Source organism: Pseudomonas sp. NBRC 100443 (genome assembly GCF_030268185.1).
GTDB lineage: Bacteria > Pseudomonadota > Gammaproteobacteria > Pseudomonadales > Pseudomonadaceae > Pseudomonas > Pseudomonas citronellolis.
The window spans coordinates 1-17,406 of the sequence record NZ_BSQE01000045.1; the positions used below are offsets into that span (position 1 = coordinate 1).

At 65.0% G+C, this 17,406-nt stretch carries 19 protein-coding genes and 1 pseudogene; 9 read left to right on the top strand and 11 right to left on the bottom strand.

Annotation, left to right across the window (positions count from 1 at the left end):
- Nucleotides 1-181, top strand: a 181-nt coding sequence (locus QSJ95_RS32140) for a hypothetical protein (protein WP_285647780.1), incomplete at its 5' end; no start/stop codon positions are given.
- 14 nt (nucleotides 182-195) lie between these two features.
- Here QSJ95_RS32140 and QSJ95_RS32145 read toward each other — a convergent pair.
- Nucleotides 196-846: a hypothetical protein gene (locus tag QSJ95_RS32145; RefSeq protein ID WP_285647782.1), complete on the bottom strand. Its 651-nt coding sequence runs from the start codon at nucleotides 844-846 to the stop codon at nucleotides 196-198.
- 385 nt (nucleotides 847-1,231) lie between these two features.
- Between QSJ95_RS32145 and QSJ95_RS32150 the strand changes: the two genes are divergently transcribed.
- The 3 genes from QSJ95_RS32150 to trpC are packed head-to-tail and all read left to right on the top strand — an operon-like array spanning nucleotide 1,232 to nucleotide 3,707.
- Nucleotides 1,232-1,828 carry an aminodeoxychorismate/anthranilate synthase component II gene (locus QSJ95_RS32150; RefSeq protein WP_061560588.1) on the top strand — a complete coding sequence of 199 codons (597 nt, stop codon included), beginning with the start codon at nucleotides 1,232-1,234 and terminating at the stop codon, nucleotides 1,826-1,828.
- Entirely contained in the window at nucleotides 1,825-2,874 is a 1,050-nt protein-coding gene (trpD, locus tag QSJ95_RS32155) for an anthranilate phosphoribosyltransferase (RefSeq protein ID WP_043269234.1), read from the top strand. The genes QSJ95_RS32150 and trpD overlap by 4 nt, the downstream gene beginning before the upstream one ends.
- Nucleotides 2,871-3,707, top strand: a complete 837-nt coding sequence (gene trpC / locus QSJ95_RS32160; protein ID WP_061560589.1) for an indole-3-glycerol phosphate synthase TrpC — start codon at nucleotides 2,871-2,873, stop codon at nucleotides 3,705-3,707. Before trpD ends, trpC begins: the two co-directional genes overlap by 4 nt.
- A 411-nt stretch (nucleotides 3,708-4,118) precedes the next feature.
- On the opposite strand, the gene crp is transcribed toward trpC, so the two are convergent.
- On the bottom strand, nucleotides 4,119-4,766 hold the full coding sequence (gene crp / locus QSJ95_RS32165; RefSeq protein WP_043319283.1) for a cAMP-activated global transcriptional regulator CRP: 648 nt from the start codon (nucleotides 4,764-4,766) through the stop codon (nucleotides 4,119-4,121).
- Nucleotides 4,767-5,124: 358 nt separating this feature from the next.
- Between crp and QSJ95_RS32170 the strand changes: the two genes are divergently transcribed.
- Together QSJ95_RS32170 and speD are read left to right on the top strand one after the other, a co-directional pair.
- Nucleotides 5,125-5,547 (top strand): OsmC family protein, encoded by a 423-nt coding sequence (locus QSJ95_RS32170; RefSeq protein WP_009615662.1) that lies wholly within the window; start codon nucleotides 5,125-5,127, stop codon nucleotides 5,545-5,547.
- A gap of 222 nt (nucleotides 5,548-5,769) precedes the next feature.
- Entirely contained in the window at nucleotides 5,770-6,564 is a 795-nt protein-coding gene (speD, locus tag QSJ95_RS32175) for an adenosylmethionine decarboxylase (RefSeq protein WP_009615665.1), read from the top strand.
- Between the two features lie 175 nt (nucleotides 6,565-6,739).
- Here the strand turns inward: speD and coq7 are convergent, their stop codons facing one another.
- The 6 genes from coq7 to hemJ form a co-directional block, all read right to left on the bottom strand.
- A complete protein-coding gene (coq7, locus tag QSJ95_RS32180; protein WP_043269228.1) occupies nucleotides 6,740-7,387 on the bottom strand; it encodes a 2-polyprenyl-3-methyl-6-methoxy-1,4-benzoquinone monooxygenase in 648 nt (215 codons plus the stop codon).
- Nucleotides 7,388-7,485: 98 nt separating this feature from the next.
- Nucleotides 7,486-7,824 (bottom strand): histidine triad nucleotide-binding protein, encoded by a 339-nt coding sequence (locus QSJ95_RS32185; RefSeq protein WP_009615667.1) that lies wholly within the window; start codon nucleotides 7,822-7,824, stop codon nucleotides 7,486-7,488.
- Between the two features lie 77 nt (nucleotides 7,825-7,901).
- Nucleotides 7,902-8,693, bottom strand: coding sequence for an SDR family NAD(P)-dependent oxidoreductase (locus QSJ95_RS32190; protein WP_064581844.1), 792 nt, complete (start codon nucleotides 8,691-8,693; stop codon nucleotides 7,902-7,904).
- A gap of 52 nt (nucleotides 8,694-8,745) precedes the next feature.
- On the bottom strand, nucleotides 8,746-9,846 hold the full coding sequence (locus tag QSJ95_RS32195) for a DUF805 domain-containing protein (protein ID WP_285647797.1): 1,101 nt from the start codon (nucleotides 9,844-9,846) through the stop codon (nucleotides 8,746-8,748).
- 103 nt (nucleotides 9,847-9,949) lie between these two features.
- On the bottom strand, nucleotides 9,950-10,918 hold the full coding sequence (locus QSJ95_RS32200; RefSeq protein WP_061560591.1) for an NAD(P)H-dependent flavin oxidoreductase: 969 nt from the start codon (nucleotides 10,916-10,918) through the stop codon (nucleotides 9,950-9,952).
- 19 nt (nucleotides 10,919-10,937) lie between these two features.
- Nucleotides 10,938-11,360, bottom strand: coding sequence for a protoporphyrinogen oxidase HemJ (gene hemJ / locus QSJ95_RS32205; RefSeq protein WP_173427880.1), 423 nt, complete (start codon nucleotides 11,358-11,360; stop codon nucleotides 10,938-10,940).
- Nucleotides 11,361-11,548: 188 nt separating this feature from the next.
- On the opposite strand from hemJ, the gene argC reads away from it, so the two are divergent.
- A complete protein-coding gene (argC, locus tag QSJ95_RS32210; protein WP_285647799.1) occupies nucleotides 11,549-12,583 on the top strand; it encodes an N-acetyl-gamma-glutamyl-phosphate reductase in 1,035 nt (344 codons plus the stop codon).
- Between the two features lie 146 nt (nucleotides 12,584-12,729).
- Nucleotides 12,730-13,080 (top strand): iron-sulfur cluster insertion protein ErpA, encoded by a 351-nt coding sequence (gene erpA, locus QSJ95_RS32215; protein WP_009615673.1) that lies wholly within the window; start codon nucleotides 12,730-12,732, stop codon nucleotides 13,078-13,080.
- 51 nt (nucleotides 13,081-13,131) lie between these two features.
- On the opposite strand, the gene QSJ95_RS32220 is transcribed toward erpA, so the two are convergent.
- Nucleotides 13,132-14,223, bottom strand: a complete 1,092-nt coding sequence (locus QSJ95_RS32220; RefSeq protein WP_285647801.1) for an anhydro-N-acetylmuramic acid kinase — start codon at nucleotides 14,221-14,223, stop codon at nucleotides 13,132-13,134.
- Between the two features lie 3 nt (nucleotides 14,224-14,226).
- Nucleotides 14,227-15,681: a peptidoglycan DD-metalloendopeptidase family protein gene (locus QSJ95_RS32225; RefSeq protein WP_043319295.1), complete on the bottom strand. Its 1,455-nt coding sequence runs from the start codon at nucleotides 15,679-15,681 to the stop codon at nucleotides 14,227-14,229.
- 185 nt (nucleotides 15,682-15,866) lie between these two features.
- Between QSJ95_RS32225 and tyrS the strand changes: the two genes are divergently transcribed.
- Nucleotides 15,867-17,066: a tyrosine--tRNA ligase gene (gene tyrS / locus QSJ95_RS32230; protein ID WP_285647804.1), complete on the top strand. Its 1,200-nt coding sequence runs from the start codon at nucleotides 15,867-15,869 to the stop codon at nucleotides 17,064-17,066.
- A 124-nt stretch (nucleotides 17,067-17,190) separates the two neighbouring features.
- Here tyrS and QSJ95_RS32235 read toward each other — a convergent pair.
- A pseudogene (locus QSJ95_RS32235) lies at nucleotides 17,191-17,406 on the bottom strand (hypothetical protein); the annotation flags it as partial.

The window sequence follows — 17,406 nt, forward strand, 5'->3', positions numbered from 1 at the left end:
CGTAGAGGTGCCGGTGGCGGTCCCGTGCCGGGCGTCGACGGTACAGGAGCCGACCTGGGCCACGGCGAGCCTGCAGAAGGGGGACAGCCTGCAGACCAAGGTCCGGGCGCTGCTGGCAGAGCGGCAGCAGCGCCTGGGCTACGAGGCGCAGTTGCGTGCCGCAGTACAGGCCTGCCAGTAGCAGGCCCGGCTTTATTAGATAGGCACCAGTAGGTCGTCGACAGCAGCTGTTATGCGGCCAACTACCGGATCCAGTTCGCGGCTCAGACCTCGCATTCCATCTGCAGTGCTACCCATGCCAAGAAGGGCCGCCATGAAGTCGACACCTCCCTTGAAGATCCGCTGCTGCATATCCTCGGGCATCTCGAGATTTTTCTGCCTGGCTTGATCTAGGTAGGACGCCAATTGCGATCGGGCGTACTGCAAGGCCTGTTCATAGTCGCGATTGTTCATCTCGATCATTGCGATTAGCCCTTTTGCCCGCATGTAGAAGTGGACAATGTCTTGCGCCAGATCATGCGGCAGCAAATTGAGGGCATGAGGAGCAGAGTTGAAAAGAGGGAAAGGAGACTCACCGATAGGGAATAACGTCAGATAAGGTGTTTCGTCGTTCTGCGCAAGCAACTCGTCGCCGATCTCCTTCTTGAAAATTCTCCAAGCGGCATTGATTTCAGTGCGCAGCAGCATGAGTGTCGAGACCATTCTTTCGCGTTCTGCGTTTGTTTCCTTCTCCATCGCAAGTTTGTGAGCAATCTTCGTTCCGTGAAGCGTGAAGCACCCGCCGATGACGGCACCTACTAGGCCGACGGCGAGATTAACGAACGTGTCGACGGTGGGAGCTTCCATTGTTCTATCCCCTGGATCTGGTTTCCCTCCCAAATCTATAGGGCTTTTTGCTCTTAGCCGAGGACATAGTTTGTCTCCCTTCCATCCTTGCGCCTGGTGCTTCGATAGGAGCGATATTGCGCCTAGTGCGCTTGGTGGGCTACTGTTCCGCCAAGAGCAACAGAGACGGCTACAGTGATCCACCTCCGCAGCATCATCACCTCCCTGATCAAGGCTTTCGCCCGTTGGCGCTGGCGCGCCTGACATTTCTTCTCCCGGCTTCCGCCGGGCCCTCCTCGCCGTCCTGCCCCGTCAACCCCAGTCTCCAAAATAGCGGGTACAAAAGCGGGTATAAAGCAAGTCGGATTGCAGCGAAAGCTTTAAGAATCAAGAGGTTACAGCAAAAATGCTGCTGATGATCGATAACTACGACTCCTTCACCTACAACCTGGTGCAGTACTTCGCCGAGTTGAAGGCCGACATCCACGTCATTCGCAACGACGAGCTGAGCGTCGACGAGATCGCCGCGCTGAACCCCGAGCGCATCGTGCTCTCCCCCGGGCCCTGCACCCCCAATGAGGCGGGTGTGTCCCTGGAGGTGATCCGGCGTTTCTCCGGCAAGCTGCCGCTGCTGGGCGTTTGCCTGGGGCACCAGTCCATCGGCCAGGCCTTCGGCGGCGACGTAGTGCGCGCGCGCCAGGTCATGCACGGCAAGACCAGCCCGGTGTTCCACATCGACCAGGGCGTGTTCGCCGGCCTGAACAACCCGCTGACGCAGACGCGCTACCACTCCCTGGTGGTCAAGCGCGAAACCCTGCCCGAGTGCCTGGAGATCACCGCCTGGACAGCCCATGACGACGGCTCCGTGGACGAGATCATGGGCCTGCGCCACAAGACGCTGAACGTCGAGGGCGTGCAGTTCCACCCCGAGTCCATACTTTCCGAGCAGGGCCACGAAATGCTGGCCAACTTCCTCAAGCAGCAGGGCGGAGTGCGCGCATGAACATCAGGGAAGCCCTCGACCGCGTGGTCAACCAGCTCGACCTTTCCACCGAGGAAATGCAGGCGGTCATGCGCGAGATCATGACCGGCCAGTGTACCGACGCGCAGATCGGCGCCTTCCTCATGGGCATGCGCATGAAGAGCGAGACCATCGACGAGATCGTCGGCGCGGTCTCGGTCATGCGCGAGCTGGCCGACGGCGTGAAGCTGCAGAGCCTGGACCGCGTGGTCGACGTGGTCGGCACCGGCGGCGACGGCGCCAACATCTTCAACGTGTCCTCGGCCTCGGCCTTCGTGGTCGCCGCCGCCGGGGGCAAGGTGGCCAAGCACGGCAACCGCGCCGTGTCCGGCAAGAGCGGCAGCGCCGACCTGCTGGAAGCCGCCGGCATCTACCTGGACCTGAAGTCCGAGCAGGTGGCCCGCTGCATCGAGAGCGTCGGCGTGGGTTTCATGTTCGCCCAGGTCCACCACAAGGCCATGCGCTACGCCGCGGGCCCGCGGCGTGAGCTGGGCCTGCGCACCCTGTTCAACATGCTCGGCCCGCTGACCAACCCGGCGGGCGTGCGCCACCAGGTGGTCGGCGTGTTCAACCAGGCCCTGTGCCGGCCGCTGGCCGAGGTGCTCAAGCGCCTGGGCAGCGAGCACGTGCTGGTGGTGCATTCGCGCGATGGCCTGGACGAGTTCAGCCTGGCCGCCGCCACCCACGTCGCCGAACTCAAGGACGGCGAGGTGCGCGAGTACGAGGTGAAGCCGGAAGACTTCGGCATCCGCAGCCAGACGCTGATCGGCCTCACCGTGGACAGCCCGCAGCAGTCCCTGGAGCTGATCCGCGACGCCCTCGGCCGGCGCAGGACCGAGGCCGGGCAGAAGGCCGCCGAGCTGATCGTGCTCAACGCCGGCGCCGCGCTCTACGCCGCCGACCTCGCCAGCACGCTGCACGAGGGCATGCACCTGGCCCACGATGCCCTGCACACCGGCCTGGCCCGGGAAAAAATGGACGAATTGGCCGCCTTTACCGCCGTTTACCGAGAGGAGAATGCACAGTGACTGTGCCCACGGTTCTGCAGAAGATTCTGGCCCGCAAGGCCGAGGAAGTCGCCGAGCGCCGCGCGCACGTCTCCTTCGCCGAGCTGGAGCAGCGCGCCCGCGCCGCCGACGCCCCGCGCGGCTTCGCCGCGGCGCTGCTGGCGCAGGCCCAGCGCAAGCAGCCGGCGGTGATCGCCGAGGTGAAGAAGGCCTCGCCGAGCAAGGGCATCCTGCGCGAGAACTTCTCGCCCGCGGACATCGCCCGCAGCTACCAGGAAGGCGGGGCTACCTGCCTCTCGGTGCTGACCGACATCGACTACTTCATGGGCAGCGACGCCTACCTGCAGGAAGCCCGCGCCGCCTGCGCGCTGCCGGTGATCCGCAAGGATTTCATGATCGACCCCTACCAGGTGGTCGAGGCCCGCGCCATCGGCGCCGACTGCATCCTGCTGATCGTCTCCGCGCTGGACGACGCGCGCATGGCCGAACTGGCTGCGGTGGCCAAGGAACAGCAACTCGACGTACTGGTCGAGGTGCACGACGGCGATGAGCTGGAGCGTGCGCTGAAGACCCTGGACACCCCGCTGATCGGCATCAACAACCGCAACCTGCACACCTTCGAGGTGAGCCTGGACACCACCCTCGACCTGCTGCCGGAGATTCCGCGCGATCGCCTGGTGGTGACCGAGAGCGGCATCCTCAACCGTGCCGACATCGAGCTGATGGAGGTCAACGAGGTGTATGCGTTCCTGGTCGGCGAGGCGTTCATGCGTGCCGATGATCCGGGTGTCGAGCTCAAGCGGCTGTTCTTCCCCGAGCGCCGTAGTGCTGTGCTGGGTGCCGATCCGGATTGAGTTTGTAGGGAGGCGCAATCAGGAAGGCTGGCATTGTTGTAGAGGGGTCAGCAAAGGTGTTCGGCCTTTGCCTCCGATCCCTCTCCATGTGCGCCCCGTCCTGACGGGAGAGGCGGCGTTCCGTCCGGCGTGGCCGAGGAATCCAATCGCGGACAAAGTCCGCTCCTACCGCATGAGCGAGCATGGCTTTTCGTAGGATGGCGTTGAGCGAAGCGATACCCATCAGCGCAACCGCATGGGTTTCGCAAGCTCAACCCATCCTACGAAAAACGCCTCGGCGCAGACAGTTGCTCCTACGCCCGAGCCTCCCTACGTTCTGCGCCCCACTCCGCAGGCGAAGCCGCACCACGGGAACAGCTGGAAGAACGCCGTTCCCCCCATGGAGGCAAGCGGCGCTCTTGCTGCCGAAGTTCAGCGGGTGCCGAACACCACCATGGTCTTGCCCTTCACATGCACCAGACCCTGCTCCTCCAGGCTCTTCAGCACGCGGCCGACCATCTCCCGGGAGCAGCCGACGATACGGCCGATCTCCTGGCGGGTGATCTTGATCTGCATGCCGTCGGGGTGGGTCATGGCGTCCGGCTGCTGGCACAGGTCCAGCAGGGTGCGGGCGACGCGTCCGGTGACGTCGAGGAAGGCCAGGTCGCCGACCTTGCGCGTGGTCTTGCGCAGGCGCTCGGCCATCTGGCTGCCGAGGGTGATGAGGATCTCCGGATCCTGCAGGCAGAGTTCGCGGAACTTGGTGTAGCTGATCTCGGCGACCTCGCATTCACCCTTGGCGCGAACCCAGGCGCTGCGTTCCTGGGCGGCGCTGCCGTCCTTCTCGAACAGCCCCATCTCGCCGAAGAAATCACCGCTGTTGAGGTAGCCGATGATCATTTCCCGGCCATCGTCGTCCTCGATCAGGACGGTGACCGAGCCCTTGATGATGAAGAACAGGCTTTCGCAACGATCCCCGGCGTAGATGATGGTGCTCTTTGGGGTGTAGCGGCGGCGGTGACAGTGTGCGAGCAACTTGTCGAGGTTTTTGTGTTTGGGTGTAAGGGTAATAGCTACCATGCCCGAGTCCCGAAATTATAAGAATGGCCCTGTGCACGACAGGCGCTTTTGTCGAGTTGTTATGTGTCGTCCCTGGCTGGCTTACCGTGACGTTACGACGCTCTCCCCCGAGCATCGGTGCCGCAGCTCGATGGCTGACGGTCTTTTTTGATGGCAAGAGCTTAAACAGACGTTCTGGCGCCGACAATCAAAAGCTGGTCGGGCTGTCAATTTAACCTCGTGAGTGTGCCAGTAAAATGACGCCAGCATAATAGAACGTTAAGGTGTCAGGGCTCGAATTGAGACCTGGTCAACATCGCCGGGCATGCCAGGCCTTGTGATAAGCTGTCGCCCCCTTTTTTCCGGCGGAAGCCTTTGCATGAAAGCGAGAATCCAGTGGGCCGGCGAGGCCATGTTCCTCGGTGAATCCGGCAGCGGTCATGTGGTGGTGATGGACGGTCCGCCCGATGCCGGTGGCCGCAACCTGGGCGTGCGCCCGATGGAGATGCTGCTGCTCGGCCTGGGCGGCTGCACCAACTTCGACGTGGTCAGCATCCTCAAGAAGGGCCGCCAGCCGGTGGAGAGCTGCGAGGCCTTCCTCGAGGCCGATCGCGCCGGCGAGGACCCGAAGGTGTTCACCAGGATCCACGTGCACTTCGTGGTCAAGGGCCGCGGCCTGAAGGAAGCCCAGGTCAAGCGCGCCGTCGAGCTGTCGGCGGAGAAGTACTGCTCGGCCTCGATCATGCTCGGCCGCGCGGGCGTGGAGATCACCCACGACTACGAGATCGTCGAGCTCGGTTGACATCCTCTCGTCACGGGATCGTCATGGCGGTGGCGTAAAGGCTGGCAGAGGTCGCCCGACCTCTGCATAATGCGCCACCTTTTTTCGGGGCCTGGCCCCAAACCAAGCAACCACAATCGCCAACGCGAAGAGGTGTAAACCGTCCTACGCAGGTGCGCCGTAAGCATCTGACGGGCATGCTCAACCACGCGGCAGAGCCGCATTGAAGAGAGTTCCCCCACGGTGAAAAGCAAACTCAAGCTCCACGGGTTCAACAACCTGACGAAGACCTTGAGCTTCAACATCTATGACATCTGCTACGCCGAGACGCCGGAAGACCAGCAGGCGTACGTGCAGTACATCGACGAAGAGTATGATGCCGAGCGCCTGACGCAGATCCTCACCGATGTTGTCGACATCATCGGCGCCAATATCCTGAACATCGCCCGTCAGGACTACGACCCCCAAGGCGCCAGCGTTACCATCCTGATCTCCGAGCAGCCGGTCACCCCGACCGACAGCCAGATCGAGGAATCCCCCGGGCCGCTACCGGAAACCATCCTGGCGCACCTGGACAAGAGCCATATCACCGTGCACACCTACCCGGAGATCCATCCGGTGGAAGGCATCGCGACCTTCCGGGTGGACATCGACGTTTCCACCTGCGGGGTGATCTCGCCGCTGAAGGCGCTCAACTACCTGATCCACCAGTTCGACTCGGACATCGTCACCGTGGACTACCGCGTGCGCGGCTTCACCCGCGACGTGGAGGGCAAGAAGCACTTCATCGACCACGAGATCAACTCGATCCAGAACTACCTCTCCGACGACACGTACGAGGCCTACCAGATGACCGACGTGAACGTGTACCAGGAGAACCTGTTCCACACCAAGATGCTGCTCAAGCAGTTCGACCTGGACAACTACCTGTTCGGCGATGCCACGAGCAACCTCTCGCCGGAGCAGCGCAAGCAGGTGGAAGAACGCGTCCGCCACGAGATGCTGGAGATCTTCTACGGTCGCAACATGCCGCACTGAGATGGCTGCAGGTTTTAGGCGGTAGGCTGTAGGCAAGAGCGAAGAGCGCGTCATGCTGTTCGCCTGAAGCCTGAAGCCTGAAGCCTGAAGCCTGAAGCCTGAAGCCTGAAGCCTGAAGCCTGAAGCCTGAAGCCTGAAGCCTGAAGCCTGAAGCCTGAAGCCTGAAGCCTGAAGCCTAGATGCGGTAGGTGGTCTTGGTCATCACCCTGGACAGCAGCGTCATGCCGAACTTGACCGGCGCCGGGAAGCGCAGGCCGCCAGCCTCGATGGCGTTGCTGGCGTGTTGTTCCTCGTCGATGCGCATCTGTTCGAGGATGGCGCGGCTCTTCTGGTCTTCGGCCGGCAGTTGTTCCAGGTGTTCGTCGAGGTGCTTGCACACCTGGTCCTCGGTGGCGGCGACGAAGCCCAGGCTCATGCGGTCGCTGATCAGCCCCGCCGCCGCGCCGACGCCGAAGGACAGGCCATAGAACAGCGGGTTGAGCAGGCTCGGGCGGCTGCCCAGTTCACGGATGCGCTGTTCGCACCAGGCCAGGTGGTCGACCTCCTCGTCGGCGGCTTCTTCCATGGCCTTGCGCACCTGCGGCAGCTTGGCCGTCAGCGCCTGGCCCTGGTACAGCGCCTGGGCGCAGACCTCGCCGGTGTGGTTGATGCGCATCAGCCCGGCGATGTGGCGGCTGTCGGCCTCGTCGAGCTCGGCGTCGGGCTGCACGATGGCCGGCGACGGGCGTGCCGGGTGACCGCTGAAGGGCAGCAGGGTGCGCAGCGCGGCATCGGCCTGCAGCAGGAAACGGTCGGCGGGGGAATAGTGACGGTCGGCGGACATGGCGCACCTCCGAAAGGGAAAACAGCGGCCAGTTTAACGGATTGCCGATGACAGGTCTTGCGGCGGGGCGGCTGCGTGGCCGCCCTGCGCTTGGCGGCTCAGCCCGGCGGCCAGTGCATCTGGCGCTGGCCGAGGACGTGCATGTGGATGTGGTGCACGGTCTGGCCGCCCAGGTCGTTGCAGTTCATCACCACGCGGAAGCCTTCCGCGCAGCCCTGCTCGGCGGCCAGGCGCTGGGCGGTGAGGAGGATGTGCCCGGCCAGCGGCTTGTCGGCCTCCTCCAGGTCGTTAAGGGTGGCGATGTGGCGCTTCGGCACCACCAGGAAATGCACCGGCGCCTGCGGGCCGATATCGTGGAAGGCGATGACCTGGTCGTCTTCGTAGAGCTTGCGCGCCGGGATTTCCCCCGCGGCGATCTTGCAGAACAGGCAGTCCATGGGATGTCCTCCGGTAGGGGGCGATGGTCCGCAGTTTAGCCGGCCGCGGCCGGGGAACACAGCCTGGCGCGCTGGAGCTACGGGTTGGGCAGCACCGAGCGGTTGGCCCGCCCGGCGATCCAGCGCACCAGCCAGCGCGGCGCCAGGCGCGGGCTCCAGGCCATCAGGCGGTTGCGCCAGCCGGGGATGATGATGGCCTTGTTGCGCCGCAGAGCCTTCATCGTGATCAGCGCCACTTCCTCGGGGCTCATCATCAGCTTGCTGCCGTCCAGGCGGGCGGCCTCCACGCTGGCATTGCGGAAGAAGGCCGTGCGCGTCGGCCCCGGGCACAGCACCGAGACCTTCACGCCGTGGCGCTTGAGCTCGCTGCGCAGCGCCTCGGACAGGTGCAGGACGTAGGCCTTGCTGGCGTAGTAGTTGCTCATCCAGGGGCCGGGCATGAAGCCGACCACCGATGCCACGTTGAGGATCTGCCCGCCGCCGCTGCGCGCCATCTGCCCGCCGATGGCGTGGCACAGGCGGGCCAGGGCGAGGACGTTGAGTTCGATCATCTCCTGCTCGCGGGACCAGTCCTGCTCGACGAAGGCGCCGCCGCTGCCGAAACCGGCGTTGTTCACCAGCAGCTCGATCTGCCGGCCGGACTGCTCCAGCTCATGCAGTAGTCCGGACAGCTGCAGCGGCTCGGACAGGTCGCAGATACGGAACAGCACATCCACGCCGAAACGCTGGGCCAGCTCATAGGCGATGCTTTCCAGGGCATCGCGCTGGCGCGCCACCAGGATCAGGGCCTGGCCGCGGCGCGCCAGGGCCTCGGCCAGGGCGAGGCCGATACCGCTGGAGGCGCCGGTGATCAGGGCATAGCGAGGCATCGATGGGTCTCCGGAATGGGGCGCGGATTCTAGCGCGCCCCATTGCCGTGGGCTATTGCTCCGAGGGCTCGTCGGTTTCGACGGCGGCCGCGTCCTCGTCGTCGTAGGCCTGGGGCTCGGCGGTCGCGGCCGGGTCGTAGCTCTGGTCCTGGCTGTAGGCCGCCTCCTGGGCGCGGGTGAGGTATCCCTGGTAGGCCGGGATGGCGATGGCGGCGAGGATGCCGACGACGGGCACCAGGATCGACGCCCAGGCCAGGCCTGTCACGCCGCGGCTGTTCGGCGGCGGCGGCGGGCCGTAGCGGTTGGCGCCGACGCTGCCCGGCACCAGCAGCATCAGCAGGGCCATGACGCTGCCCACCACGGGCACGAAGTTGAGCAGCCACAGCCAGCCGGACCAGCCGATGTCGTGCAGGCGCTGGACGCCGAAGAAGATGCTGACCACGGCCATGCCGACGCAGGCGGCGATCAGCACCAGGGCGCCCAGCGTCTGGGAGGCCGCAGTGAGGGCGGCGAAGAGGATGAACAGCGGGATCATGGCGAGGATCATGCCCATGCTCCAGCCCAGGTAGCGGACGCGGCCGATACGGCCCTGGACGGTGAAGTACTGCAGCTCGCCGTATTCCGGCAGCGCCTCGCCGACCGGTGCCTGCGGGGTGGCGTAGGGCGATTGGGCAGCGTTGCCGGAACTGGAGCCGACAGTGGCGGCCAGCGCCGCGGCGATGGGCTGGCTCGCGGACAGCTCGGCCTGGCGCGCCAGGTACTTGTCGATGATGATGCCGCAGGCGCTGCACTCGCTGGCCTTGGCCTGCTCGTGCCCGCACTTCGGGCAGGTCATCCGCTCGGCGCTGGCTGCCTGTTCCGCGGCTTGGGTCTCGGCGCCGGGGTGATCCTCGGTCTCCACCAGCGACAGGCTGGAAACCAGGTCGGACTCCTTGCGCGCCTGGGCGCCGGCGTTGTGCAGGGCCTGCAGGTACTTGTCGGCCTCGCTCTCGGAAAGGTCGCGCTTGAGCACGACCAGTTGCCCGCTGAACAGTGCCTCGATGCGCGCCAGGTCGCTCTTGAACAGGCGGGCGAGGTTCTCCTTGGCGGTTTCCAGCGGCGTCTGCGGCATCAGCGTGCCGTCGAACACGATCTTGTAGCGTGGTTCATCCATCGAGGGGCATCCTTGTCGGTTGATTGGGCTGTAGCTTCTGGCTACAGCCTAATCGCAGGCCCAGAGGGCAACAAGCCAGCATGCGCGGATTTGCGAGCCCGGTTCAGGGACGCAGCAGGCCGGGCAGGGCGCCGCCGCGCTGGAGGGCGTCGCGGTACTCCTGGTCCAGGCGCGCCACCAGCTCGTCCACCGACGGCAGGTCACTGATGTTGCCCACGCCCTGGCCTGCGGACCAGACGGTCTTCCAGGCCTTGGCCTCGTCATTCACCGGCTTGAGTTTCTCGCCGTAGTTCAGCTCGCCCTTCTCGTTCAGGCGCGCCATGTCGAAGCCGGCGGCCTCCAGGCTCTGGCGCATGAAGCTGGCCGGCACGCCGGAGACCGCGGGGGTGTGGATGATGTCGGCGGCGCGGGCTTCCAGCAGCATCTTCTTGTAGGCGGTGGAGGCGTTGCTCTCGCGGGTGGCGATGAAGCGCGTGCCGAGGTAGGCGAGGTCGGCGCCGAGGATCTGCGCCGCCAGGATCTCGTGCCCGCGGTTGAGGCAGCCCGCCAGCAGCAGCGTCTTGTCGAAGAACTGGCGGATCTCCGCGACCAGCGCGAAGGGGCTCCAGGTGCCGGCATGGCCGCCGGCGCCTGCGGCCACCGCGATGAGCCCGTCGACCCCGGCTTCGGCGGCCTTCTCCGCATGGCGGCGGGTGGTCACGTCGTGGAACACCAGGCCGCCATAGCTGTGCACCGCATCGACCACTTCGCGTACCGCCCCCAGGCTGGTGATGACGATGGGCACGCGGTGCTCCACGCACAGCGCAAGGTCCGCCTGCAGGCGTGGGTTGCTGTGGTGGACGATGAGGTTCACCGCATAGGGCGCCGCTTGCGGGGCGTTGGCCAGGCCGGCCTCGATCTCTTCCAGCCAGGCCTTGAAGCCGCTGCTCTCGCGCTGGTTCAGCGCCGGGAAGCTGCCGACGATGCCGCTGTGGCAGCAGGCCAGCACCAGTTGCGGGTTGGACACCAGGAACATGGGCGCCGCCACCAGGGGCAGGCGCAGACGGCGGTCGAGCAGGGCGGGCAGGGACATGGGAGGCTCCGGGCAGGATTCAGAAAGGTTTGACCACGACCAGAATGACGATGGCCAGCAGGAAAAGCACAGGGACTTCGTTGAACCAGCGGAAGAACACGTGGCTGCGGCGGTTCTCGCCACGGGCGAAGCGCTTGAGCATGGCGCCGCAGGCGTGGTGGTAGCCGATCAGCAGGACCACCAGGGTCAGCTTGGCGTGCAGCCAGCCCTGGCTCAGCCAGCCCGGGGTCAGGTAGAGCATCCAGGCGCCGAGCAGGATGGTGAGGATCATCGACGGGCCCATGATGCCGCGGTAGAGCTTGCGCTCCATCACCTGGAAGCGCTCGCGGCTGGCGGCGTCCTCGCTCATGGCGTGGTAGACGAACAGGCGCGGCAGGTAAAACAGGCCGGCGAACCAGCAGACCACTGCGACTATGTGCAGGGCCTTTATCCACAGATACAGCATCGATAGCTCCTCGGGTCACGGTTGCGCTGATAGTAGTGGCAGCCCCGTGCCAGCGTCATCCCCGCGAAGTCGCACGCCCCTGCCGGCGACTCGTCGCCCGCGGCGCTTCGGCCTGTTCATGCGGGGCCCGCGCTCTTATCATTGGCGGTTCTGAGTGAGCCCCTTATTGGCGGAGTGACGGACAGATGATCAAGGTCGGTATCGTAGGTGGTACGGGTTACACGGGTGTGGAGCTGCTGCGCCTGCTGGCCCAGCATCCGGAGGCGCGCGTCGAGGTGATCACCTCGCGCTCCGAGGAGGGTGTGAAGGTCGCCGACATGTACCCGAACCTGCGAGGCCACTACGACTACCTGTCCTTCAGCGTGCCGGACGTGCAGCGCCTGGGCGCCTGCGACGTGGTGTTCTTCGCCACCCCGCACGGCGTGGCCCATGCCCTGGCCGGCGAGCTGCTGGCCACCGGCACCCGCGTCATCGACCTGTCCGCCGACTTCCGTCTGCAGGATGCCGAGGAATGGGCCAAGTGGTACGGCCAGCCCCATGGCGCGCCGCAACTGCTGCCTGAGGCCGTCTACGGCCTGCCTGAAGTGAACCGCGAGGCGATCAAGTCGGCGCGCCTGATCGCCGTGCCCGGCTGCTACCCGACCGCCGCCCAGCTGGGCTTCATCCCGCTGCTGGAAGCCGGTCTGGCCGATACCTCGCGGCTGATCGCCGACTGCAAATCCGGCGTCAGCGGTGCCGGCCGCGGCGCCAAGGTCGGTTCGCTGTTCTGCGAGGCCGGCGAGAGCATGATGGCCTACTCGGTCAAGGGCCACCGCCACCTGCCGGAAATCAGCCAGGGCCTGCGCCGCGCCGCCAAGGGCGATGTCGGCCTGACCTTCGTCCCGCACCTGACGCCGATGATCCGCGGCATCCACGCCACCCTCTACGCCCAGGTGGCCGATCGCGGCGTGGACCTGCAGAAGCTGTTCGAGGAGCGTTACGCCAACGAACCCTTCGTCGACGTGATGCCGGCCGGCAGCCACCCGGAGACACGTAGCGTGCGCGGCGCCAACGTCTGCCGCATCGCTGTGCACCGTCCGCAGGGCGGCGACCTGGTGGTGGTGCTGTCGGTGATCGACAACCTGGTCAAGGGCGCTTCCGGCCAGGCGATCCAGAACATGAACATCCTCTTCGGCCTGGACGAGCGCCTCGGCCTGTCCAACGTGGCCCTGCTGCCCTGAGGCTGGCCCCGGGCTCCCGCTGCGGGAGCCCGTCCCGAAGGATGTTCGACGAAGGATTGACCTGGCTTAGTTGACCATTTTTCTCGGGTAAGCGGATAATAGCCCGCAATGTTGTAACGTACGGCTTCGGCCGGGAGACATCTGACATGACCATCGAGACCTTCACCCCCACCCCGCTGATCTTCTCCAACGGGGCCGCGCACAAGGTGAAGACGCTGATCGACGAAGAAGGCAATCCGCGTCTGAAACTGCGCGTCTTCGTCACCGGCGGCGGCTGCTCGGGCTTCCAGTACGGCTTCACCTTCGACGAGGACACCGCGGACGACGACACCGTGGTGGAACGCGATGGCGTCAGCCTGGTGGTCGACCCGATGAGCTTCCAGTACCTCGCCGGCGCCGAGGTGGACTACCAGGAAGGCCTGGAAGGTTCGCGCTTCGTGATCAAGAACCCGAACGCCGCCACCACCTGCGGGTGCGGACAGTCGTTCTCGATCTGAGTCGGCCGCAATGACGAAACGCCGCGCATCTGCGCGGCGTTTTCGTTTGTATCAGGCGGGGTAGAGGGCGCCGAGTATCCGTGGCCCGGCCGCGCCTGTGACTTCCGGGCGGTTGCCGGGCAGGCGCTGGAGGAAACGGTGCGCCAGCCAGGCGAAGGCCATGGCCTCCATCCATTCCGGCGCCACGCCGTATTCCGCGGTACTGGCCACTTTTGCCCTGGGCAGGTGCGCCGCCAGGCGCGCCATGAATGCGCCATTGAAGGCGCCGCCGCCACATACCAGCACCTCTTCGCAACCCGGCTGCGCATGCAGCAGGGAGTCGGCGATGCTGCGGGCGCTGAGCTCCAGCAGGGTGGCCTGCACGTCCTCGGCGGGCAGGGCGGGGCCTTCGGCCAACTGCGCCTTCAGCCAGGGCAGGTTGAAACGCTCGCGCCCGGTGCTCTTCGGCCCGCGGGTGGCGAAGAAGTCATCGGCGAGGAAGCGCTGCAGCAGTGCGTCGTTCACCTGGCCGCTGGTCGCCCAGGCGCCGTCGCGGTCATAGGATTCGCCGCGCTGGTCGTGGATCCAGCTGTCCAGCAGCACGTTGCCCGGGCCGCAGTCGAAGCCGCGTACCGGCTCGCCCGGGGCGAGCAGCGAGACGTTGCTGAAGCCGCCGACGTTGAGGACGGCCCGCAGCTTTTCGTTGCCGAACAGCGCCTGGTGGAAGGCCGGGACCAGCGGCGCGCCCTGGCCGCCGGCAGCCAGGTCGCGGCGGCGGAAGTCGGCCACCACGTCGATGCCGGTCAGCTCGGCGAGCAGGGCGGGATTGTCGATCTGCACGGTGAAGCCGCGCTGCGGCTCGTGGCGCACGGTCTGGCCGTGGCTGCCGATGGCACGTATGGCTTGCGGCGGCAGTTGCTGGCGCTGCAGCAGTTCCAGGATGCCCTGGGCGGCGAGCCGCACCCAGGCATTCTCGGCGCAGGCGCCGCGGGCGATCTCGTCGGGGCCGCTGGCGCACAGGGCCAGGAGTTCGGCGCGCAGGTCCGCGGGCATGGGCAGGTAGTGGGAGGCGAGTAGGGTGGTGGAGTCTTCACCCTGCTCGACCAGGGCGATGTCCAGGCCATCGAGGCTGGTGCCGGACATCACCCCCAGGTAGAGCGCCATGGTTCAGCGCTGCTGCTCTTGCTGCTTGTTCATGGCCAGGGAGGTGGGCTTCTCCTGGTCCATGCGCGCCATCAGCGGCTGGGTCTGGGCCAGGAAGCGCTTGCGGTCCGGGCCGGCCAGCGGGTCGGCCATCGGCAGCTTGGCGCTCAGCGGGTCGACGTACTTGCCGTTGATATGGAACTCGTAGTGCAGGTGCGGGCCGGTGGCCAGGCCGGTCATGCCGACGTAGCCGATGATCTGCCCCTGCTTGACCGCGACGCCGCTGCGGATGCCCTTGGCGAAGCGGCTCATGTGGCCGTAGACGGTCTGGTAGGTCGAGCCGTGCTGGATGACCACCGCGTTGCCGTAGCCGCCCTTGCGCCCGGCCTCGATCACCTTGCCGTCGCCGGTGGCCTTGATCGGCGTGCCGATGGGCGCGGCGTAGTCGACGCCCTTGTGCGCGCGGATCTTGTTCAGGATCGGGTGCAGGCGGCCCATGGAGAAGCGCGAGCTGATGCGGGCGAAGTCCACCGGGGTGCGGATGAACGCCTTGCGCATGCTGGTGCCGTCGGCGCGGTAGTAGCTGGTGTTGCCGGCCTTGTTGGTGAAGCGCACCGCGGTGTATTCCTTGCCGCGGTTGATGAAGCGCGCGGCGAGGATGTTGCCGGTGTCCACCTGGCGGCCGTTGACCACCTTCTTCTCGTAGATCACGTCGAACTGGTCGCCTTCGCGCAGGTCGAGGGCGAAGTCGATGTCGTAGCCGAAGATGTTCGCCAGGGCCATGATCAGGTCGTGGGACAGGCCGGCTTCCTTGCCCGCGGTGAACAGCGAGCTGTCGATGCGGCCGTGGGCGTAGGCGGTGTGCACGTCCGGCTTGACCAGGTCGCGCTTGAACGCATAGCCCTTGGCGGACTTGTTCAGGCTGATGGTCTCCAGGTCGCTCTGCTTGATGCGCAGGCTCTGCAGCTCGCCTTGCGGGCTGATCAGGAACTCGACTTCGTGGCCGACGTCCAGGCGGGTGAACTGCTTGGCGTCCTTGCCGCTGGCCAGCACGTCGTGCACCAGGCCGGCCGGCAGGCCAGCCTTGGCGAAGACGGTGGAAAGGGTGTCGCCCTTGCCCACGGTCACGCGCTTCCAGGCCGGTTCGGCGGGAGTGGCGGGCTGGGTATCGTTGGAGGCCTTGAGTGCTTTCTTTTCTTCTTCCGCGTCTTTTCCGGCGCGGTTGTCGTCGTTCTGCCCTTCGATCCGTGCGAAGGGAGAATCGCTGTTCTCGGTGACCTGCGGGCTTCGCAGGTCGTCCTTTTCCTGAATGATGCGGTCGGAACCGCCGTCCAGCTCCAGATTGAGCGTGGTCTTCTTCGCCTCGACTTCACTCGAGGGGAACACCAGCAGAGCCAGGCTGAGGAGCGCTGCTACACCGCTTGCGGCCAGCAGATGGCTCTTCGGATAGTAGGGCGCTTTCTGATTCGATTGCGTCATGGCATGAGTGGTGTTTTTGGAATGTGAAATAACTGCCTAAAATATAACCAAATTCCCCTCGAAGCAAGTCTATCGCCCAGGGTTTGACGCCATTTCCCCGTACGCCGGGCAAAACTTGTTTTTAGTGTCCGATCTTGTATGGTTGGTTCCCTTTTGATTGCCGGAAAAACGGAACAGGAACTGTGATGAAGTCGGTCGAAGAGCAGCTGGCGCTGATCAAGCGTGGTGCGGATGAACTCCTGGTGGAAGCCGAGCTGGTCGAAAAGCTCAAGCGTGGCCAGCCACTGCGGATCAAGGCGGGCTTCGACCCGACCGCGCCGGACCTGCACCTCGGGCATACCGTCCTCATTAATAAGCTGCGCCAGTTCCAGGACCTCGGCCATCGGGTGATCTTCCTCATCGGAGACTTCACCGGGATGATCGGCGACCCCAGCGGCAAGAGCGCCACCCGTCCGCCGCTGACCCGCGAGCAGGTGCTGGAGAACGCCGAGACGTACAAGTCCCAGGTCTTCAAGATCCTCGACCCGGCCAAGACCGAGGTGGCATTCAACTCCACCTGGATGGACAAGCTGACTCCGGCCGATTTCATTCGTCTCGCCTCCCAGTACACCGTCGCTCGCATGCTCGAGCGCGATGACTTCAGCAAACGCTATGCCAGCAACCAGTCCATCGCCATCCACGAGTTCCTCTATCCGCTGGTGCAGGGCTACGACTCGGTGGCGCTGCGCGCCGACGTGGAGCTGGGCGGCACCGACCAGAAGTTCAACCTGCTCATGGGGCGCGAGCTGCAGCGCGCCTACGACCAGGAGCCGCAGTGCATCCTGACCATGCCGCTGCTGGAAGGTCTGGACGGCGTGAAGAAGATGTCCAAGTCCCTGGGCAACTACATCGGTATCCAGGAAGCGCCGGGTGTCATGTACAGCAAGCTCGTTTCCATTCCGGACACTTTGATGTGGCGTTACTTCGAGTTGCTCAGCTTCCGCTCGATGGACGAGATCGATGCCCTGCGCAAGGATGTCGAGGCCGGTGCCAACCCGCGCGACGTCAAGATCAAGCTGGCGGAAGAGATCGTCGCCCGCTTCCATGGCGAAGAAGTCGCTGCCAATGCCCACAAGTCCGCAGGCAATCGCCTGAAGGAAGGCGAACTGCCGGAAGACATCCCGGAAGTGGAAGTGGCCGCCACCGAGGACCTGCCCATCGGCGCCGTGCTGAACCGCGCCGGCCTGGTGAAGAACTCCGCCGTGGCTCGCGACCTGCTGGGCGCTGGTGGCGTGCGCGTCGACGGTCATGCCGTGGATCGCAGCTTCGTCTTCAAGGTCGGTGCTACTCATGTAGTGCAGGCCGGCAAGAAGGCGTTCGCGAAGGTCACTTTGCTGGCCGAGTGAAAACTTTCAGAAAAGTGTTGACGGGCATTCTGAAGTCCCTATAATGCGCACCACTCCCAGCGACGAAGCGCTGAAAGAGCTTGAAAATCAAGCACTTAAGCAGGTTTGAAGTTGAGAGTGGTGATCAGGTGGGCGGTTCACTCGCCGCCTTTGGGTTCGACAGCTGCTCCGGCAGCGAGCCAAAAGGAAGATCGCCGAGGTGCTTGACAGTGGTTCTGATCGCTGTAGAATGCGCCTCCCGCTGACGAGAAGCTCCGGCCGATCGACAGCGCAAGCGGTTGAGTAGGAACGAAAAATTCTGAAAATAACGCTTGACGAAATAAGAGGTTGGCGTAGAATG

Coding starts and splice junctions, on each gene's coding strand:
- QSJ95_RS32220 (WP_285647801.1), bottom strand. CDS start 14,223: ATGGCGCTCTACCTGGGGGTGATGTCCGGCACCAGCCTCGATGGCCTG.
- QSJ95_RS32145 (WP_285647782.1), bottom strand. CDS start 846: ATGGAAGCTCCCACCGTCGACACGTTCGTTAATCTCGCCGTCGGCCTA.
- QSJ95_RS32190 (WP_064581844.1), bottom strand. CDS start 8,693: ATGCCTCGCTATGCCCTGATCACCGGCGCCTCCAGCGGTATCGGCCTC.
- QSJ95_RS32185 (WP_009615667.1), bottom strand. CDS start 7,824: ATGGACTGCCTGTTCTGCAAGATCGCCGCGGGGGAAATCCCGGCGCGC.
- QSJ95_RS32170 (WP_009615662.1), top strand. CDS start 5,125: ATGAAAGCGAGAATCCAGTGGGCCGGCGAGGCCATGTTCCTCGGTGAA.
- QSJ95_RS32225 (WP_043319295.1), bottom strand. CDS start 15,681: ATGACGCAATCGAATCAGAAAGCGCCCTACTATCCGAAGAGCCATCTG.
- crp (WP_043319283.1), bottom strand. CDS start 4,766: ATGGTAGCTATTACCCTTACACCCAAACACAAAAACCTCGACAAGTTG.
- coq7 (WP_043269228.1), bottom strand. CDS start 7,387: ATGTCCGCCGACCGTCACTATTCCCCCGCCGACCGTTTCCTGCTGCAG.
- QSJ95_RS32200 (WP_061560591.1), bottom strand. CDS start 10,918: ATGTCCCTGCCCGCCCTGCTCGACCGCCGTCTGCGCCTGCCCCTGGTG.
- QSJ95_RS32195 (WP_285647797.1), bottom strand. CDS start 9,846: ATGGATGAACCACGCTACAAGATCGTGTTCGACGGCACGCTGATGCCG.
- trpD (WP_043269234.1), top strand. CDS start 1,825: ATGAACATCAGGGAAGCCCTCGACCGCGTGGTCAACCAGCTCGACCTT.
- tyrS (WP_285647804.1), top strand. CDS start 15,867: ATGAAGTCGGTCGAAGAGCAGCTGGCGCTGATCAAGCGTGGTGCGGAT.
- argC (WP_285647799.1), top strand. CDS start 11,549: ATGATCAAGGTCGGTATCGTAGGTGGTACGGGTTACACGGGTGTGGAG.
- QSJ95_RS32150 (WP_061560588.1), top strand. CDS start 1,232: ATGCTGCTGATGATCGATAACTACGACTCCTTCACCTACAACCTGGTG.
- erpA (WP_009615673.1), top strand. CDS start 12,730: ATGACCATCGAGACCTTCACCCCCACCCCGCTGATCTTCTCCAACGGG.